The following is a 15,350-nucleotide window of genomic DNA, read 5'->3' as shown; positions in this document are numbered from 1 at the left end:
TCATGTTCGGTAAAAGAGGCAACGACGACGGCAACCGGTTCACACCGGAATTCCGCCAACCAGCACCGGCGCCGGCCGCGCCGCCGGTCGCGGGTTCGACGGATACGGCGGTTCTTGGCCGGGCCGCGGCACCGCCGCCAAGCGCAACGGTCGCTCCACCAGCCCGGCGTGCGGTAGAGGCGCCACCCATCGCGCCGGAGGCGAGGCGGGGCCGCGAAAAGAGCGAGACCTACTACGACACCAAGAGCCAGGTTTTCTCGGCGCTCATCGACACGATCGACCTGTCGCAACTTGCCAAGCTCGAACCCGAAAGCGCGCGCGAGGAAATCCGCGACATCGTCAACGACATCATCGCGATCAAGAACTTCGCGATGTCGATCGCCGAGCAGGAAGAATTGCTCGAAGACATCTGCAACGATGTGCTTGGCTATGGGCCGCTTGAGCCATTGCTCGCCCGCGACGACATCGCCGATATCATGGTCAACGGGTCCAAGAACGTCTACATCGAAGTCAATGGCAAGGTCGAGCAGACCACCATCCGCTTTCGTGACAATCAGCAGCTTCTCAACATCTGCCAGCGCATCGTCAGCCAGGTCGGCCGCCGCGTTGATGAATCCAGCCCGATCTGCGACGCACGCCTTCCCGACGGCTCCCGCGTCAACGTCATCGCGCCTCCGCTCTCCATCGATGGAGCCGCACTTACCATCCGAAAGTTCAAGAAGGACAAGCTGACGCTCGATCAGCTGGTCAAGTTTGGCGCCATTTCTCCGCAGGGAGCCGAGGTTCTCAAGATCATCAGCCGCGTTCGCTGCAACATCGTCATCTCCGGCGGCACCGGCTCGGGCAAGACGACACTGCTCAACTGCCTGACCAACTATATCGACCGCGAGGAGCGCGTCATCACCTGCGAGGATTCGGCCGAACTGCAGCTGCAGCAGCCGCATGTCGTTCGCCTGGAGACCCGACCGCCCAACCTCGAAGGCGAAGGCGAAGTGACGATGCGCGACCTGGTCAAGAACTGCCTGCGCATGCGGCCCGAACGCATCATCGTCGGCGAGGTGCGCGGACCCGAAGTGTTCGATCTTCTACAGGCGATGAACACCGGCCATGACGGCTCGATGGGAACGATCCACTCGAACAGTCCGCGCGAATGCCTTAACCGTATCGAATCCATGATCGCCATGGGCGGTTACTCGCTGCCGCAGAAAACCGTGCGCGAAATCGTCGTCGGCTCCATCGATGTGATCATCCAGGCGGCGCGTCTGCGCGATGGATCGCGTCGCATCACCCACATCACCGAGGTCATCGGGATGGAGGGCGACGTCATCATCACGCAGGATATCGTCCTCTACAACATCAAGGGCGAGGACGCCAACGGCAAGCTTCTGGGCGAGCACGTCTCGACCGGCATCGGCCGCCCGCATTTCTGGGACCGTGCCCGTTACTACGGCGAGGAGCAGCGCCTCGCCGTTGCGCTCGAGGCCATGGAGAAACGCGCTGACTGACGTGGCGTTGAGGGCTCTGCTCGATGTTTGGAATTGACGGCACCGTATTGGCGTTTGTCGTGCTCGCCGGCTTCAGCGCCGGCGCGGTCGCCTATGCATTCCTGTTCAACCAGATCAGCAATGAGAAACAGGCCGGCAAGCGGCTTGAAACGATCAAGGCGGCGGAAACGGACCGCTCCATCGTCAAGGCCACCCGCGACCGCGCCGCGGACGCGGCCAAGCGCCGTAAATCTGTGCAGGATTCGCTGAAGGAGCTCGACGAGAAGCAGAAAGCCAAGGACACCGCCGTCAAGAAGCCGCCGCTGAAGGCGCAAATCCGGCAGGCCGGGATGAAGGTTTCGATCGAGCGCTTTTACATCTATTCCGCCATATGCGGCCTCGCGCTGACCATGGTCGCATTCATGGCCGGGGCGCCGACGCTCGTCCTGCCGGGCGTGCTGCTGGCAGGCGCGCTTGGCCTGCCGCGCTGGTTCGTTTCGTTTCGCCGCGCCCGGCGCGTCAAGGCATTCCTCAACGAATTTCCAAACGCCCTCGACATCATCGTGCGCGCGGTCAAGTCCGGCCTGCCGCTGAACGATGCCGTGCGCCTGATCGCCAACGAATCCCCCGAGCCGGTGAAGACCGAGTTTCGCCGCATCGTCGATTCGCAGCAGATGGGCCTGTCGATCCCCGACGCGACCTTGAGGATGCCCGAAACCATGCCATGCACCGAGGCGAGTTTCTTCGGCATCGTCATCCAGATCCAGTCGCAGGCCGGCGGCAACCTGTCCGAGGCGCTGGGCAACCTCTCTCGCGTCCTTCGTGACCGCAAGAAGATGAAGGCCAAGGTCCAGGCGCTGTCCATGGAGGCGAAGGCGTCGGCCGCCATCATCGGCGCGCTGCCTTTCATCGTCGCCTTCCTGGTCTACCTTTCGAGCCCGCTCTACCTGATGCCGCTCTTCAACACCAGTGTTGGCAATCTGATCCTCGGCGTTTCCGCCGTCTGGATGTCGATTGGCATCTTCGTGATGCGCAAGATGATGAACTTTGATGTCTAGGGCCGCGGCATGAGTGAACAAGTCATCAAGTCACTGACGGATCCGGCGTTTCTGATCGCGGTGCTGGTCGCCATCGCCGTGTTCGCGACCGTCTTTACGCTGCTGCCGGCGCTTGGCGGCAACCAGCTCAAGGCGCGCATGAAAACGGTCGCGCTCGAGCGCGATGAGCTTCGCGCCAAGCAGCGCGCGCGGCTTGCCACCGAGGCCGATCGCCGCCGCAAGGGCCTGCGCGAACAACAGTCGATCGGCATGCGCAACATTGTCGACCGGCTAGACCTGCGGCGCGCGCTTGCCGACGAGAACACCTTGCAGAAACTCAAGGTCGCCGGCTTTCGCGGGCAGAACCCGCTGACGCGATTCCTCTTCTTCCGTCTCGTGCTGCCCTTTGTCGGCTTCGCGCTGGCCCTGGTCTACATATTCGTGCTTGGAGGCTTGCCGGACAAACCACTGGTCGTGCGGCTGTTCGTCTGCGTCCTCGTAGCCTATGGCGGCTTCTACGCACCGGTTGTTTATGTCAACAACCGCGCCACCAAGCGCAAGCAGTCGATCCAGATGGCGTGGCCTGATGCGCTCGACCTGATGCTGATCTGCGTGGAGTCGGGCATGTCGGTGGAAGCCGCGCTGCGCAAGGTTGCCGACGAGATCGGCGCCCAGTCGGTGGCTCTGGCGGAAGAATTCATCCTCACCAACGCCGAGCTTTCCTATCTGCAGGAACGCAAGCAGGCCTATGAGAATCTTGCCAGCCGTACCGGCCTGGAATCGGTCAAATCGGTGTCGCAGGCGCTCGTCCAGGCCGAACGCTACGGCACGCCCGTGGCGCACGCGTTGCGCGTGCTTGCCGCCGAAAGCCGCGACATGCGTATGAACGCCGCCGAGAAGAAGGCCGCCGCCTTGCCGCCCAAACTCACCGTGCCGATGATCTTGTTCTTCCTGCCGGTGCTCTTCGCCATCATCCTGGGACCCGCCGGTATCCAGGTCAGCCAGCGCGGCATCTTTGGCGATCATTCCGGGGCGCCGGCGTCGACCAGCCAGTAAAAATCGCGGCAGGTTCTCGCCCAAAGACAAAAGCCGCGCTGCATGCAGCGCGGCTTTCAACGTCTGTCGGCGAAATCGTTGTCAGTTGGTTGCCGGTTTCGCCTTGTCCTGGTCCTTGAGCTGGGTCCAGGCATTCTGCTGGGCCAGCATCTGCCTGAGATAGGCGACATTGGCCTGTGCCTGTTCGGGCGATAGCTCCTGCGAGGCGATTTTCTCGGCTTCGTCGAAACGGCCCTGCAGACCGACGACCAACGCCAGGTTCTGGCGCACACGGCTGTCGGCCCCGGGCTGCTGGGCGGCCGAGCGCATATAGGTCTCGGCGGTGCGCAGATCCCCTCCCAGCACATAGGACATGCCGAGATTGGAGAGAACCGAGGGCTCGTTCGGCTTGAGTTCGAGGGCCTTGCGGTAAAGCTGGCGCGCGTCGTCCTTCTGGCCGAGCTGGTCAAGGATGGCTGCCTCCGCCGAGACCAGCTTCCAGTCAGGGTATTCCGGCGTCTGCGCGCGACGCACGGCGTCGAGCGCTGCCTCGAACTGGCCGTTGGCGGCCAGCGCCTTGCCATAGGCGGCGAGCACGTCGCGGTCCTTGGGGTAAGCGATCGCCAGCTTGCGCATCACGGCGAGCGACTGGTCGGCATCGCCATCCATCTGCAACGCGGCCGCGAAATTGGTCGCGATTCGCTTGTCGTTGGGGTTCCTGGCGTAGGACTGGCCAAGGGCGGCCGTGGCATTGTGCAGTTCTCCGGCCGACATGGTCTCCAGCGGTTTGCCGCCGGTGCGGCCGATCGAGCCGGTGGTGAGCTTGTCGGTTCCGCAGCCGGCGACGCCCGCCGCGAGCGCCAGCATGAGGGCCGTGGTGACGAGCCGTTTTCCCCTGGCATTCACTGTGCGGTCGGTCGGCATCGCTACCCAAGCCTCCATTCATGCGCGGCCATTGCGTGGCCATCTTCCCTCCCGGAGAAATATTCTGTTAACCCTAACGGAGAGTTAAGAAACGCCGACTCGATTTGGGTTCGGCATGGAGAACATCGAATGCCTGTCGAACTCGTCGAGAAGAAATTGGACGGCGCGTTGCCGGTGCACCTGGTGGCCAGGGACGGTCTGGAGACCGCGGGCCTTGCGCCGTCCACGGTCGCCTGGGCCAGGGCCAACGGCTTTTTCGGCGAGGCAGGCAGGACGCTGGCCGTGCCCGGCCAAAACGGCGCGCTTGCCGGGGCCTTGTTCGGCATTGGAGACGGTGAGGGGGCGCTGGCACTGGGTGTATTGTCCAGAAACCTGCCGGAAGGCGACTGGCATTTCGCCGCGACGCCGGCCGAGCCGGAACTCGCGGCAATCGCGCTGGCGCTCGGCGGCTATGTCTTTACCCGCTACGGCAAGAAGTCAGGCAAGGCGCTGCGCTTCGATCTGCCGGCCGGCGTCGATGCAGGGCGTGTTCGCCGCATCGCCGATGGCGTGTTCCTGGCACGCGACCTGGTCAACACGCCGACCAGCGACATGGGACCGGACGATCTGGAGATGGCGGTGCGGACCTTGGCCGGGGTTCATGAAGCCGAAGTCTCCGTCATCAAGGGTGACGACCTGCTCGCCCAGAATTTCCCGATGATCCATGCCGTCGGCCGTGCCTCGACCAGCGCGCCGCGCCTGATCGACATGACATGGGGGTCGAAGGCCGCGCCGAAGGTGACGCTGGTCGGCAAGGGCGTCTGCTTCGACACTGGCGGCCTCGACATCAAGCCGTCATCGGGCATGCTGCTGATGAAGAAGGATATGGGCGGCGCTGCCAACGTGCTTGGCCTGGCGTCCATGATCATGGCCGCGGGATTGAACGTGCGGTTGCGGGTGCTGATCCCCGCGGTCGAGAATTCGATCTCAGGCAATGCTTTCCGACCGGGCGACGTGCTGGCGAGCCGCAAGGGCATCACTGTCGAGATCGGCAACACGGACGCCGAAGGGAGGCTCGTGCTGGGCGACGCGCTGGCGCTAGCCGACGACGAGGAACCGCAGCTCCTGGTCGACATGGCGACGCTGACGGGAGCCGCCCGTGTCGCGCTTGGCCCCGATCTGCCGCCCTTCTACACCGGTGACGAGGCACTGGCCTCGGATTTGGCGGCGGCTTCCGCCGCGGTCGAGGATCCGCTGTGGCGCATGCCGCTGTGGCGGCCTTACGATGCGAAACTGTCATCGAAGATCGCCGACATCAACAATGTCACCACGGACGGGTTCGCCGGCTCGATCACCGCTGCCCTGTTCCTCAAGCGCTTTGTCGAGAAGACCGCGAGCTGGGCGCATTTCGACATCTTCGCCTGGAACCCCGTCGACCGCCCGCACGGTCCTGCCGGCGGCGAAGCCCAGGGTATCAGGGCTTTGGAGCAGGTCATTTCGAGACGGTTTGGATAGAGCAATTCCAGGAAAGGCGTGAAACGGTTTTCGTCCGGAATTGCGTAAACAAATAGTAGAGCAGTTAGCCGTTTCCGTGAAATGGTGAACTGCTCCAGACCCGCCAACAGAGCCGGCAAATTGCTGAAACTGAAACGGAACCGAAACAATTTGGCGTCATGCTGGTGCGATGTCGATTGCGATGCGCCCGAGCCAGGCCTTGCGACTGTGGCAGCAAGTGATGCTGTCGCAGGTGCGTGACGACGCACCCGACCTGACCATGCGCCAGACGGCGATCCTGTTCACCATCTATCTCGATCCGCCGCCACACACGGTGCGCGGACTGGCTGCTCGCCTCAACGTCACCAAGCCCGTCATCACGCGCGCGCTCGACACGATGGGCGCGCTGAAGCTGGTCTCGCGCCATCGCGACGAACTCGACAAGCGCAATGTCCTGATCAAGCGAACGGTCGAGGGCGCGCTCTTTGTCGAGCGCTTCGGCGATGGTATCATTGCCAGGGCGCATGAACTGCCCATCTGACCACCAGCCATTTGACCGGATTGCCGATTTGACCGCCAGGGATGCCCGCCTTCACGCTTTCCGTTCCGACCTTGCCGACGCAAGGCTGAAGGGCGAGGTCGTCGCCGACCGCTTCGTCGCCGGCCGGCCGGCGCGGATTTCGGCATCGGTGGCCGATATCCGCAAGGCGCCCAGGGCGGATGCGGGCATCAACACGCAAGCCCTGTTTGGCGACGATGTGCTGGTTTTCGAGGATGCCGAGGGCTGGGCCTGGATCCAGGCCGAACGCGATGGCTATGTCGGCTATGTCGACGCAACCATGCTGGGCGGACGGGACCACGCGCCCACTCATATCGTTTCGGTGCCCCGCACCTTCCTCTACCCCGGCGCGGATCTGCGCTTTCCGATCGCGGGACGGCTATCAATGGGATCGACGGTGACCGTGACGGGGAGCGCCGAGACGCGCGGCACGCATTATGCCGTCCTGCCCTCTGGCGAGGCGATCATCGCCGCCCATTTGCGGCCCATCGGCGAAGTCGCCGCCGACTATGTCGCGGTGGCCGAGGCCTTTCTTGGGACACCGTATCTTTGGGGTGGCGCGTCCGGCTTCGGCATTGACTGTTCGGGCCTCGTGCAACTGGGGATGCGCATGGCTGGCCGGGACGTGCTGCGCGATTCCGACATGCAGGCGGCAAGCATCGGCGAGCCGCTCGATCCAGGCCCGGACCATGCCGGATTGCGCCGGGGCGACCTCGTTTTCTGGAAAGGTCATGTCGCGGTCATGACCGATACCGAGACCATGATCCATGCCAATGGCCACACCATGCTGGTCTCGCGCGAAGGGCTGAAGGATGCCATCGCCCGCATCGGGTACCTCTATGGCGGCCCGACGGGGTTCCGGCGGCCGTAAGCTTCTTCCTCCTCCCGTATGGTGACGGGGAAGAGCGCTCCTCGATCCCCTTTTGTTCCGATTTCCCTTGGCGATTGCCCGTGGCCGCGCTACCTCTGGCGCGTGACAGTTGAGCCGCGCCTTGCCGAACAGAATGCCACCGTGGCCCTGCCCGAGCCATTCCTCAGATGGTTCGCGGAGAAGGGCTGGTCGCCGCGCGCCCATCAGATCGAATTGTTGGCGAAGGCTCAAAGCGGGCAATCGGTGCTGCTGATCGCGCCGACCGGGGCTGGCAAGACGCTGGCCGGCTTCCTGCCCTCGCTGACCGAACTGGCCGTCAGGCCAAGGCGAAAGCCGGGGCAGGCGCATCGCGGCATACACACGCTCTACATCTCGCCGCTCAAGGCGCTGGCCGTCGACATCGAGCGCAATCTCGGCAAGCCGGTCGAGGAGATCGGGTTGCCGATCAGCATCGAGACACGCACCGGCGACACGCCGTCGCACAAACGCCAGCGGCAGAAGCTGGTGCCGCCCGATATTCTGCTGACCACCCCCGAGCAACTCGCGTTGCTGATCGCTGCCGGCGATGCCAGGCGCTTCTTCGAAGACCTGCGCTATGTCGTGCTCGACGAACTGCATTCCCTGGTGACGTCGAAACGCGGCCATCTGCTGGCACTCGGCCTGGCGCGGCTGCGCAGCTTTGTGCCCGGCCTGCAGACAATCGGCCTGTCGGCGACGGTGGCCGAACCGGACGAACTGCGACGTTGGCTGGTCAGCCAGAATCCACCCGGCGACATGTCCGAATTGATCGTCGTCACGGGTGGCGCGAAGCCTGAGATCTCCATCCTCGATTCCGAAGAGCGCGTGCCATGGGCAGGGCATTCGGCCCGCTATGCCACGCCGGAGATTTATCGCGAGATCAAGCGCCACAAGACGACGCTGCTGTTCGTCAACACCCGCAGCCAGGCGGAACTGCTGTTCCAGGAATTGTGGCGGGTCAACGAGGACACCTTGCCGATCGCGCTTCATCACGGCTCACTCGATGTCGCCCAGCGCCGACGCGTAGAGAAGGCGATGGGCGAGAACGCGCTGCGTGCCATCGTCGCCACCTCGACGCTCGATCTCGGCATCGACTGGGGTGATGTCGATCTGGTCGTGCATGTCGGCGCGCCGAAGGGAGCGAGCCGGCTGGCGCAGCGCATCGGCCGCGCCAACCACCGCATGGACGAACCGTCAAAGGCGATCCTCATCCCCGCCAATCGCTTCGAGGTGCTGGAATGCCGGGCCGCGCTCGACGCCAACTATCTCGGTGCACAGGATACACCGCCGCTGGTCGATGGCGGCCTCGATGTGCTGGCGCAGCATGTGCTCGGCTGCGCCTGTGGCGCGCCCTTCCGCGCCGATGATCTGTTCGAGGAGGTGCGAACGGCGGCACCCTATGCCAGCCTCGATCGGCCAACCTTCGACCGCGTCATCGATTTCGTCGCCACCGGCGGCTACGCGCTGAAGAACTATGAGCGCTACGCCCGGATCCGCCTGAACAAGGATGGCCTATGGCGGGTTTCCAATCCGCGCGTCGCTCAGCAATACAGGCTCAATGTCGGCACCATCATCGAAGTGCCGGCGCTCAACGTGCGTTACGTCAAGGCTGGCAGCAAAGGCTCGGCTACGCGAGGCGGCAGCGTTCTCGGCAGGATCGAGGAGGCCTTCCTCGAAACGCTGACGCATGGCGACACCTTCATGTTTGCCGGCAAGGTGCTGCGCTTCGAAGGTATTCGCGAGAACGAATGCTTCGTGTCGAACGCGCCCGGCAGCGATGCCAAGGTGCCCTACTATGGCGGCGGCAAGTTTCCGCTTTCGACCTATCTCGCCGAACAGGTCCGCATCATGCTGGACGATCCGCAGCGCTGGAAGAAGCTGCCCGAGCAGGTGGCCGACTGGCTGCGATTCCAGGCCGACAAATCGGTGCTGCCCAAACGCGATGACCTGCTGATCGAGACCTTTCCGCGCGGCAACCGCTATTATCTCGTCGCCTATCCCTTCGAGGGCAGGCTGGCCCACCAGACGCTCGGCATGTTGCTCACCCGCCGTCTCGACAGGGCAGGCGCACGACCACTCGGCTTCGTCGCCACTGACTATGCGCTGGCCATATGGTCGCTGGGCGACATGGGTGCGATGTTCAAGGCCCGCAAACCGTCGCTCGGTGCCCTGTTCGACCAGGACATGCTGGGTGACGATCTCGAAGCCTGGCTGGCCGACAGCTGGCTTCTCAAGCGCACCTTCCGCAACTGCGCTCTGATTTCGGGGCTGATCGAGAAACGCCACCCGGGTCAGGAGAAAAGCGGCCGCCAGGTCACCGTGTCGACCGACCTCATCTACGACGTGCTGCGCAGCCACGAACCGGACCATATCCTGCTTCAGGCGACACGCGCCGATGCGGCGGCCGGTTTGCTCGATGTCAGCAGACTTGCCGACATGCTCTCGCGCATCCAGGGTCGAATCATGCATAAGAATCTGGAGCAGATTTCGCCGCTCGCCGTGCCCATCATGCTCGAGATCGGCAAGATGCCGGTGAACGGCGAAGCCGACGAAACCCTGTTGATGGACGCGGCGACACTGGTCGAGGAGGCCATGGGGCCGGAGATGGTCAAGGAATGAATTTTTCGCTGGCGCGCACGTCGCTGATTGGTGAGGCCGACCTTGTCGGTATCGCCGGCGAGCGCGCGGTCTGCGATCCGCGCGGCGTGCTCTATTTTCCCGAGTTTCGGCTTCTGGCGGTGTCCGACCTGCACCTGGAAAAGGGCTCGTCGCTGGCAAGGCGCGGCACGCTGATCCCGCCTTACGACACCGGCGCGACCTTGCTGCGGCTGCAAGCGGTGATCGCGGATTATCAGCCTTCGATCGTCATCAGCCTGGGCGACAGCTTCCACGATGGCGGTGGCGCCGAGCGCATGCATGCAAGCTTCCGCGAGCGGCTGGAAGCGCTGATGGCAGGTCGCGACTGGTTCTGGGTCGCCGGCAATCATGATCCGGAAGCGCCGGCCGACCTGCCCGGCGAAACGGTGCGTGAACTTGCCATCGGTTCGTTGCTGTTCCGGCACGAGCCATCCAAGATGCGCGTCGAGGGCGAGATTTCAGGCCATCTGCACCCTTGCGCGCGGATCGTGCAACAAGGCCGCTCGGTGCGCAGGCGCTGCTTTGCCGGCGATGGCGGCCGCATGATCATGCCGGCCTTCGGCGCGTATACTGGTTCGCTCAATGTGCTCGACCGCGCCTATGCCGGCCTGTTCCGGCTGGAGACGCTGATGGCTTACATGCTTGGCACCCAGCGCATCTTCGCGATTTCCGGTTCGATGCTGCGGCCGGGCTGACTGTCAACGGCCGTAATAAAGGGTGACCGTATGCTTCGCCTCGGCGAAGAACAGCCAGCGCTCGACCAGCATGCCGGTGAACTGGACGATCGCCGCGAACCCTGAAAACACCGCCGCAAAGGGCCAGGGCAGGACGAAGGCGGCGGTGAGCAGCAGGACGGGCAGAGCGAAGGCCAGCAACTGCGTGATCCGGCGCAGCTTCGCACCGTGCTTGCGCGCGATGCGAAAGCCCATTTCCTTGAGCAGGTAGTTTTCCTCGGTATGCGGCCATTCCAGCGACCGCACCGTCCCGCCGGCCAGACCGGTCGCGGTGTTGGCGGTGGTTGGGATCTCGAGCCGGTCATTGTGCCGCCAGGTCGCGAGCTTCCAGCCCCAGCCGAACACCGTCAACAGCACGCACGCCGCCAGAAGCATTTTCGAGCCGATCGCAAAGCCCTGGCATAGTGCGTTCAGAAGCACACTGCCGGTCATTGCCGCGAAGATCAGATAGGCCGGCAAAGTGTAGCGGCTATGCCACTGGGCAATCGGCTTCAGTGACGCATAGATCATCCCTGTGGTGCAGACCGTGACGATCGCACCGATGGCGGCCAGCAATCCGGCAATGGCCACCCAGCCATCGGTGTGGCCCAGGAACACCCAGCCGATGCCGAACAGTCCCGCCGGGATGAAGGTAATGACCGACGACACGCCTTCGCGCGACAGCCAGGAACTGCGCCACTGCGAGAACGCTCGCCAGGCGCGCTCGGGTCGGCCGAGATGACCGGTCGAGGACAACAGTCCCGCCGCGATCAGGCCGAGCGCCAGCGCCAGGCCGACGAGGCCGAGCCAGAAATCGGCCGGGATGATCTGGAGCCCACCGAGCACGCCAAGCAGCGCGAGCAGGCCGTAGCCGGCCCCCGTGGCGGTGGTGAAGAAGACAACGGAGAAGGCTGGATGCATGGATGTCAGTTCGAAAGCATGCGGTCGACCCAGCCGAGGAAACCGCCTTCGGCCCGCACCGGCTCCAGTGCGGGGGCTGTCACCGATGCGGCGCGTTGCGTATGGGCGCGCGGGGGCAGGTATTTGTTGGTCGGGCGATAGCCGAGTTCCGGCATCAGGTCGACCCCGCCGCGCTCCGCCACCAGTTGCGAGACAGCCGAGAGGGGATCGCCGAGATCGCCGAAGTGCCGCGCGCTTGTCGGGCAGGCGGCGACGCAGGCCGGCACGCGGTCTTCCTCGGCCAGATTGTCGTTGTAGATGCGGTCGACGCAGAGCGTGCATTTCTTCATGACACCGACATCGGTGTCGAATTCGCGCGCGCCATAGGGACAGGCCCAGCTGCACAATTTGCAGCCGATGCACTTGTCCTCGTCGATCAGCACGATGCCGTCCGAGGCCCGCTTGTAAGAGGCGCCGGTCGGGCAGACGGTGACACAGGCCGGCGTCTCGCAATGCAGGCAAGAGCGGGGGAAGTTCACCGTGCGCCCACCCATCTCGGTGGTGTGCTCATAGCTGTGCACGCGGTTGAACCAGACGCCGTCGACGTTGCCACCATAGGGATCGATATCGGTCAGCGGCGCCATGTGGCCGCCGGTGTTCCATTCCTTGCAGGCGGTGACGCAGGCCTGGCAGCCGACGCAGGTGTCGAGATCGATGACGAGGCCGAGCTTTTTGCCGGTTTGACTTGGCAGACAGGTCATTCGGCCGCCTCTCGTGCTCGGCGAAACTCGGCGCCGAAAGTCAGCTTGTCGGGCGAGGGTTCGAAATGCGGCGGCTGGCGGAATCGCTCGAATTGCGGCTCGGTGAAGCCGGCTTCCTTATCAGGGCATTTGACGATGCGCACGCGAAGGTCGAACCAAGCTGCCTGGCCTGTCACCGGATCAGAGTTGGAATAGCGCTTCCCCTGCGCGTCGGCCGAGGTCTGGTCGCCGATGACATGGTTGAGCAGGAAGCCGCGATTGCTCTCTGCCGCATCATCCTTCAGGCCCCAGCTGCCGCGCCGCTTGCCGATCGCGTTCCAGGTCCAGACCGTGCTTTCATTCACCCCGTCGATCAGCTTGATCTGGCCCTTCACCCTGCCGTTGATGCTCTCGATCCAGACCCAGTCGTCATCGACGAGACCGAGGCCGGCGCCGGTCCGGTGATGCACGAACAGCCGGTTCTGGCTGGTGATCTGCCGCAGCCAGGCATTCTGCGAGCCCCAGGAATGATACATGTGCATCGGTCGCTGTGTCAGCGCATGCAGCGGATATTTCTCGAGGTCGACGGCCGCTTCCTCGAAGGGCATGTACCAGAACGGCAGCGGATCCATGTAGCTCTCGATCCGCTGACGCTCGCCTTCCGGCGGCAGGACACGGCCATGGCCGCGCGCGGCGAGGCGGAAGCGCTGCATCGGCTCGGAATAGAGCTGGAAAATGATCGGCTCGGCCTTGGGGATAAAACCCATCTGCACCGCGAAATCGAGATAGGAGCGGTTGGCCATCTTGTAGTAGCGCTGGTCGTCGGCAAAGTCGTGGTGCCAGAAGCCGCCATTGTCGATGTAGCGCTGCAACTGGTTCGGATTGGCCTCGCCCTTGCCGATCGCGGTGCCGCCCTTGCCGCGCCATCCGGCCAGCGGACCGATGCCTGATGTGCGCTCGTGGTTGACGATGTAGTCCGCATAGTCGGCATATTTGGCCGTTCCGTCGTCATTGACGAAGCCGGGGAGTCCCAGCCGCGCACCCAACTCGATCAGCACCGACTGGAACGGCCTGACGTCGCGGTCCGGCTCGACGACGGGATGGCGGATGGCATCGCCCGGCCCGTCGGCGTGGCTGATCGGCCGGTCGAGCAGGCTGATGCAGTCATGGCGTTCGAGATAGGTGGTGTCGGGCAGCACCAGATCCGCGAACGGCACGGTCTCGGAATAATAGGCGTCGGAATAGATGATGAAGGGTATCTTGTAGTTCCCGGCCCCGTCATGGTCGGTCAGCATGGCAATCGTCTCGACGGTGTTCATCGAGGAATTCCAGGCCATGTTCGACATGTACATCATCAGCGTGTCGATCGGATACGGGTCGCCGGCCCACGCATTTCGGATGACGGTGTGCATCAGTCCGTGTGCCGCCAGCGGAGCGTCCCAGGAATAGGCCTTGTCGATGCGAAGCGGCGTGCCGGCCTCGTCGACCAGCAGATCGTCCGGCCCGCAGACGAAGCCGAGCGGCATGCCGTCGAGCGGCGTCATCGGCTTGACGGTCTTGCCGGCGGGTTTCGGGCCAGGCGGCGCTGATCTGGGGTAGGGCGGCTTGAAGCGGAATCCGCCGGGAACGTCCACCGTGCCCAGCAGCACCTGCAGCAGGTGGATGGCGCGGCATGTGTGAAAACCGTTCGAATGGGCGGAGATGCCGCGCATGGCATGCATCGAAACCGGCCGACCCTTGATCGTTTCGTGCCGGCGCCCGGCCCAGTCGGTCCAGGCAACCGGCAGTTCGATCGTCTGCTCGAAGGCGACATGGGCGAGTTCGGCGGCGATCCGGCGGATCGTATCGGCGGCGATGCCGCAACGCTCGGCGACCGCATCGGGGGCATAGCTCCCGTCAAGATATCGGTCGGCGATCAGCTGGAACACCGGCGTGCACCGGCGTCCGTCGACTTCGAAGCTGCCGGTCAGCGCCGGCTTCGCCTCCGGGTCGGTTGCCTTGGCGGCGGTCTTCGCCACCCTGTCCCACGCCAGCGGATTGCCGTCGGCATCCCTGACGAACAGCCCGTCGTCGGAGGCGCCAGGCTCCTGCACGACGAGGATATGGGCGTTGGTGTAGCGCAGCAGATAATCGAGATCGACGCGGCCAGCCTTCAACAGCTCGTGGATGAGAGCAAACACGAACAGGCCATCCGTGCCGGGCCGGATGCCGATCCAGTCGTCGGCAATGGCATTGTAGCCGGTCCGGCACGGATTGATCGAGACCACCTTGGCGCCGCGCGCCTTGAGTTTGCCGAGGCCGATCTTGATCGGGTTGGAATCATGATCCTCGGCGACGCCGAACAGCATGAAATATCGCGTGTTGTCCCAGTCGGGCTCGCCGAACTCCCAGAACGAGCCGCCGATCGAGTAAAGGCCTCCGGCCGCCATGTTGACCGAACAGAAGCCGCCATGGGCGGCGAAATTCGGCGTGCCGAACTGGCTTGCCCACCAGCCGGTGAGAGACTGCGACTGGTCGCGGCCGGTGAAGAAGGCGAGCCTTTTGGGATCGTTCCGGCGTATCGTCGAAAGCCGCTCTGTCGCGATCGCAAACGCTTCTTCCCATTCGATCTCGCGAAACTCGCCGGAGCCGCGCGGGCCAGTGCGCAGCAATGGCTTCTTCAGCCGGGCCGGGCTGTAGTGCTGCATGATGCCGGAACTGCCCTTGCCGCAGATCACGCCGCGATTGACCGGATGGTCCTTGTTGCCGTTGATGTAGCGGACCTTGCCGTCCTTGATGTGCACGTCGATGCCGCAGCGGCAGGCGCACATGTAGCAGGTGGTCTTGGCGATGCTGTCGGAAATGCCTGGCGACGTGTCGACACCGTCGCCTTCATCAGGCGCGCGCGTGTCGGCAAGTGGGCGTTGCGATGGTGCCGAATTCGCGCCGCGCGGCGGTCGGTGGCTCATGATCCGGCGGT

The 15,350-nt window shown here is 64.1% G+C and carries 12 protein-coding genes; 8 read left to right on the top strand and 4 right to left on the bottom strand.

Translation table 11 applies throughout. The features are described 5' to 3' along the window. Positions 1–2 precede the first annotated feature (2 nt). Genes EB815_RS33330 through EB815_RS33320 form a run of 3 tightly spaced genes read left to right on the top strand, consistent with a single transcriptional unit; the run spans position 3 to position 3,577 of the window. Positions 3–1,505 carry a CpaF family protein gene (locus EB815_RS33330; protein WP_056569987.1) on the top strand — a complete coding sequence of 501 codons (1,503 nt, stop codon included), beginning with the start codon at positions 3–5 and terminating at the stop codon, positions 1,503–1,505. A gap of 23 nt (positions 1,506–1,528) precedes the next feature. After that, positions 1,529–2,542 (top strand): type II secretion system F family protein, encoded by a 1,014-nt coding sequence (locus EB815_RS33325; RefSeq protein WP_056569988.1) that lies wholly within the window; start codon positions 1,529–1,531, stop codon positions 2,540–2,542. Between the two features lie 9 nt (positions 2,543–2,551). Further along, positions 2,552–3,577: a type II secretion system F family protein gene (locus EB815_RS33320; RefSeq protein ID WP_056569991.1), complete on the top strand. Its 1,026-nt coding sequence runs from the start codon at positions 2,552–2,554 to the stop codon at positions 3,575–3,577. Between the two features lie 81 nt (positions 3,578–3,658). Here EB815_RS33320 and EB815_RS33315 read toward each other — a convergent pair whose 3' ends face one another. Next, a complete protein-coding gene (locus tag EB815_RS33315) occupies positions 3,659–4,480 on the bottom strand; it encodes a tetratricopeptide repeat protein (RefSeq protein ID WP_065005395.1) in 822 nt (273 codons plus the stop codon). A 129-nt stretch (positions 4,481–4,609) separates the two neighbouring features. Between EB815_RS33315 and EB815_RS33310 the strand changes: the two genes are divergently transcribed. The 5 genes from EB815_RS33310 to pdeM all read left to right on the top strand — a co-directional run bounded on the left by EB815_RS33310 (position 4,610) and on the right by pdeM (position 10,733). Continuing rightward, on the top strand, positions 4,610–5,974 hold the full coding sequence (locus EB815_RS33310) for a leucyl aminopeptidase family protein (RefSeq protein WP_081294922.1): 1,365 nt from the start codon (positions 4,610–4,612) through the stop codon (positions 5,972–5,974). A gap of 169 nt (positions 5,975–6,143) precedes the next feature. Further along, entirely contained in the window at positions 6,144–6,494 is a 351-nt protein-coding gene (locus tag EB815_RS33305) for a MarR family winged helix-turn-helix transcriptional regulator (RefSeq protein WP_010913361.1), read from the top strand. Further along, positions 6,478–7,383: a C40 family peptidase gene (locus tag EB815_RS33300; RefSeq protein ID WP_081294921.1), complete on the top strand. Its 906-nt coding sequence runs from the start codon at positions 6,478–6,480 to the stop codon at positions 7,381–7,383. Before EB815_RS33305 ends, EB815_RS33300 begins: the two co-directional genes overlap by 17 nt. Positions 7,384–7,485: 102 nt before the next feature. Then, positions 7,486–10,020, top strand: coding sequence for a ligase-associated DNA damage response DEXH box helicase (locus EB815_RS33295; protein WP_056569997.1), 2,535 nt, complete (start codon positions 7,486–7,488; stop codon positions 10,018–10,020). Further along, a complete protein-coding gene (gene pdeM / locus EB815_RS33290; protein WP_056569999.1) occupies positions 10,017–10,733 on the top strand; it encodes a ligase-associated DNA damage response endonuclease PdeM in 717 nt (238 codons plus the stop codon). The genes EB815_RS33295 and pdeM overlap by 4 nt, the downstream gene beginning before the upstream one ends. Before the next feature lie 3 nt (positions 10,734–10,736). On the opposite strand, the gene EB815_RS33285 is transcribed toward pdeM, so the two are convergent. Genes EB815_RS33285 through EB815_RS33275 form a run of 3 tightly spaced genes read right to left on the bottom strand, consistent with a single transcriptional unit; the run spans position 10,737 to position 15,339 of the window. Beyond that, positions 10,737–11,672, bottom strand: a complete 936-nt coding sequence (locus tag EB815_RS33285; RefSeq protein WP_065005394.1) for a dimethyl sulfoxide reductase anchor subunit family protein — start codon at positions 11,670–11,672, stop codon at positions 10,737–10,739. Between the two features lie 5 nt (positions 11,673–11,677). After that, on the bottom strand, positions 11,678–12,412 hold the full coding sequence (locus EB815_RS33280; RefSeq protein WP_056570002.1) for a 4Fe-4S dicluster domain-containing protein: 735 nt from the start codon (positions 12,410–12,412) through the stop codon (positions 11,678–11,680). Next, positions 12,409–15,339 (bottom strand): molybdopterin oxidoreductase family protein, encoded by a 2,931-nt coding sequence (locus tag EB815_RS33275; protein WP_056570006.1) that lies wholly within the window; start codon positions 15,337–15,339, stop codon positions 12,409–12,411. The genes EB815_RS33280 and EB815_RS33275 overlap by 4 nt, the downstream gene beginning before the upstream one ends. Positions 15,340–15,350: the final 11 nt, after the last annotated feature.

The sequence above is a fragment of the Mesorhizobium loti genome (genome assembly GCF_013170705.1).
GTDB classification, from domain to species: Bacteria; Pseudomonadota; Alphaproteobacteria; order Rhizobiales; family Rhizobiaceae; genus Mesorhizobium; species Mesorhizobium loti_D.
This window is presented reverse-complemented; position numbering and strand designations above follow the sequence as displayed.

Excerpts from the sequence above, each read along its gene's own strand:
- pdeM (WP_056569999.1), top strand. The coding sequence starts at position 10,017 with ATGAATTTTTCGCTGGCGCGCACGTCGCTGATTGGTGAGGCCGACCTT.
- EB815_RS33315 (WP_065005395.1), bottom strand. The coding sequence starts at position 4,480 with ATGCCGACCGACCGCACAGTGAATGCCAGGGGAAAACGGCTCGTCACC.
- EB815_RS33275 (WP_056570006.1), bottom strand. The coding sequence starts at position 15,339 with ATGAGCCACCGACCGCCGCGCGGCGCGAATTCGGCACCATCGCAACGC.
- EB815_RS33280 (WP_056570002.1), bottom strand. The coding sequence starts at position 12,412 with ATGACCTGTCTGCCAAGTCAAACCGGCAAAAAGCTCGGCCTCGTCATC.
- EB815_RS33325 (WP_056569988.1), top strand. The coding sequence starts at position 1,529 with ATGTTTGGAATTGACGGCACCGTATTGGCGTTTGTCGTGCTCGCCGGC.
- EB815_RS33330 (WP_056569987.1), top strand. The coding sequence starts at position 3 with ATGTTCGGTAAAAGAGGCAACGACGACGGCAACCGGTTCACACCGGAA.
- EB815_RS33305 (WP_010913361.1), top strand. The coding sequence starts at position 6,144 with ATGTCGATTGCGATGCGCCCGAGCCAGGCCTTGCGACTGTGGCAGCAA.
- EB815_RS33320 (WP_056569991.1), top strand. The coding sequence starts at position 2,552 with ATGAGTGAACAAGTCATCAAGTCACTGACGGATCCGGCGTTTCTGATC.
- EB815_RS33310 (WP_081294922.1), top strand. The coding sequence starts at position 4,610 with ATGCCTGTCGAACTCGTCGAGAAGAAATTGGACGGCGCGTTGCCGGTG.
- EB815_RS33285 (WP_065005394.1), bottom strand. The coding sequence starts at position 11,672 with ATGCATCCAGCCTTCTCCGTTGTCTTCTTCACCACCGCCACGGGGGCC.
- EB815_RS33300 (WP_081294921.1), top strand. The coding sequence starts at position 6,478 with ATGAACTGCCCATCTGACCACCAGCCATTTGACCGGATTGCCGATTTG.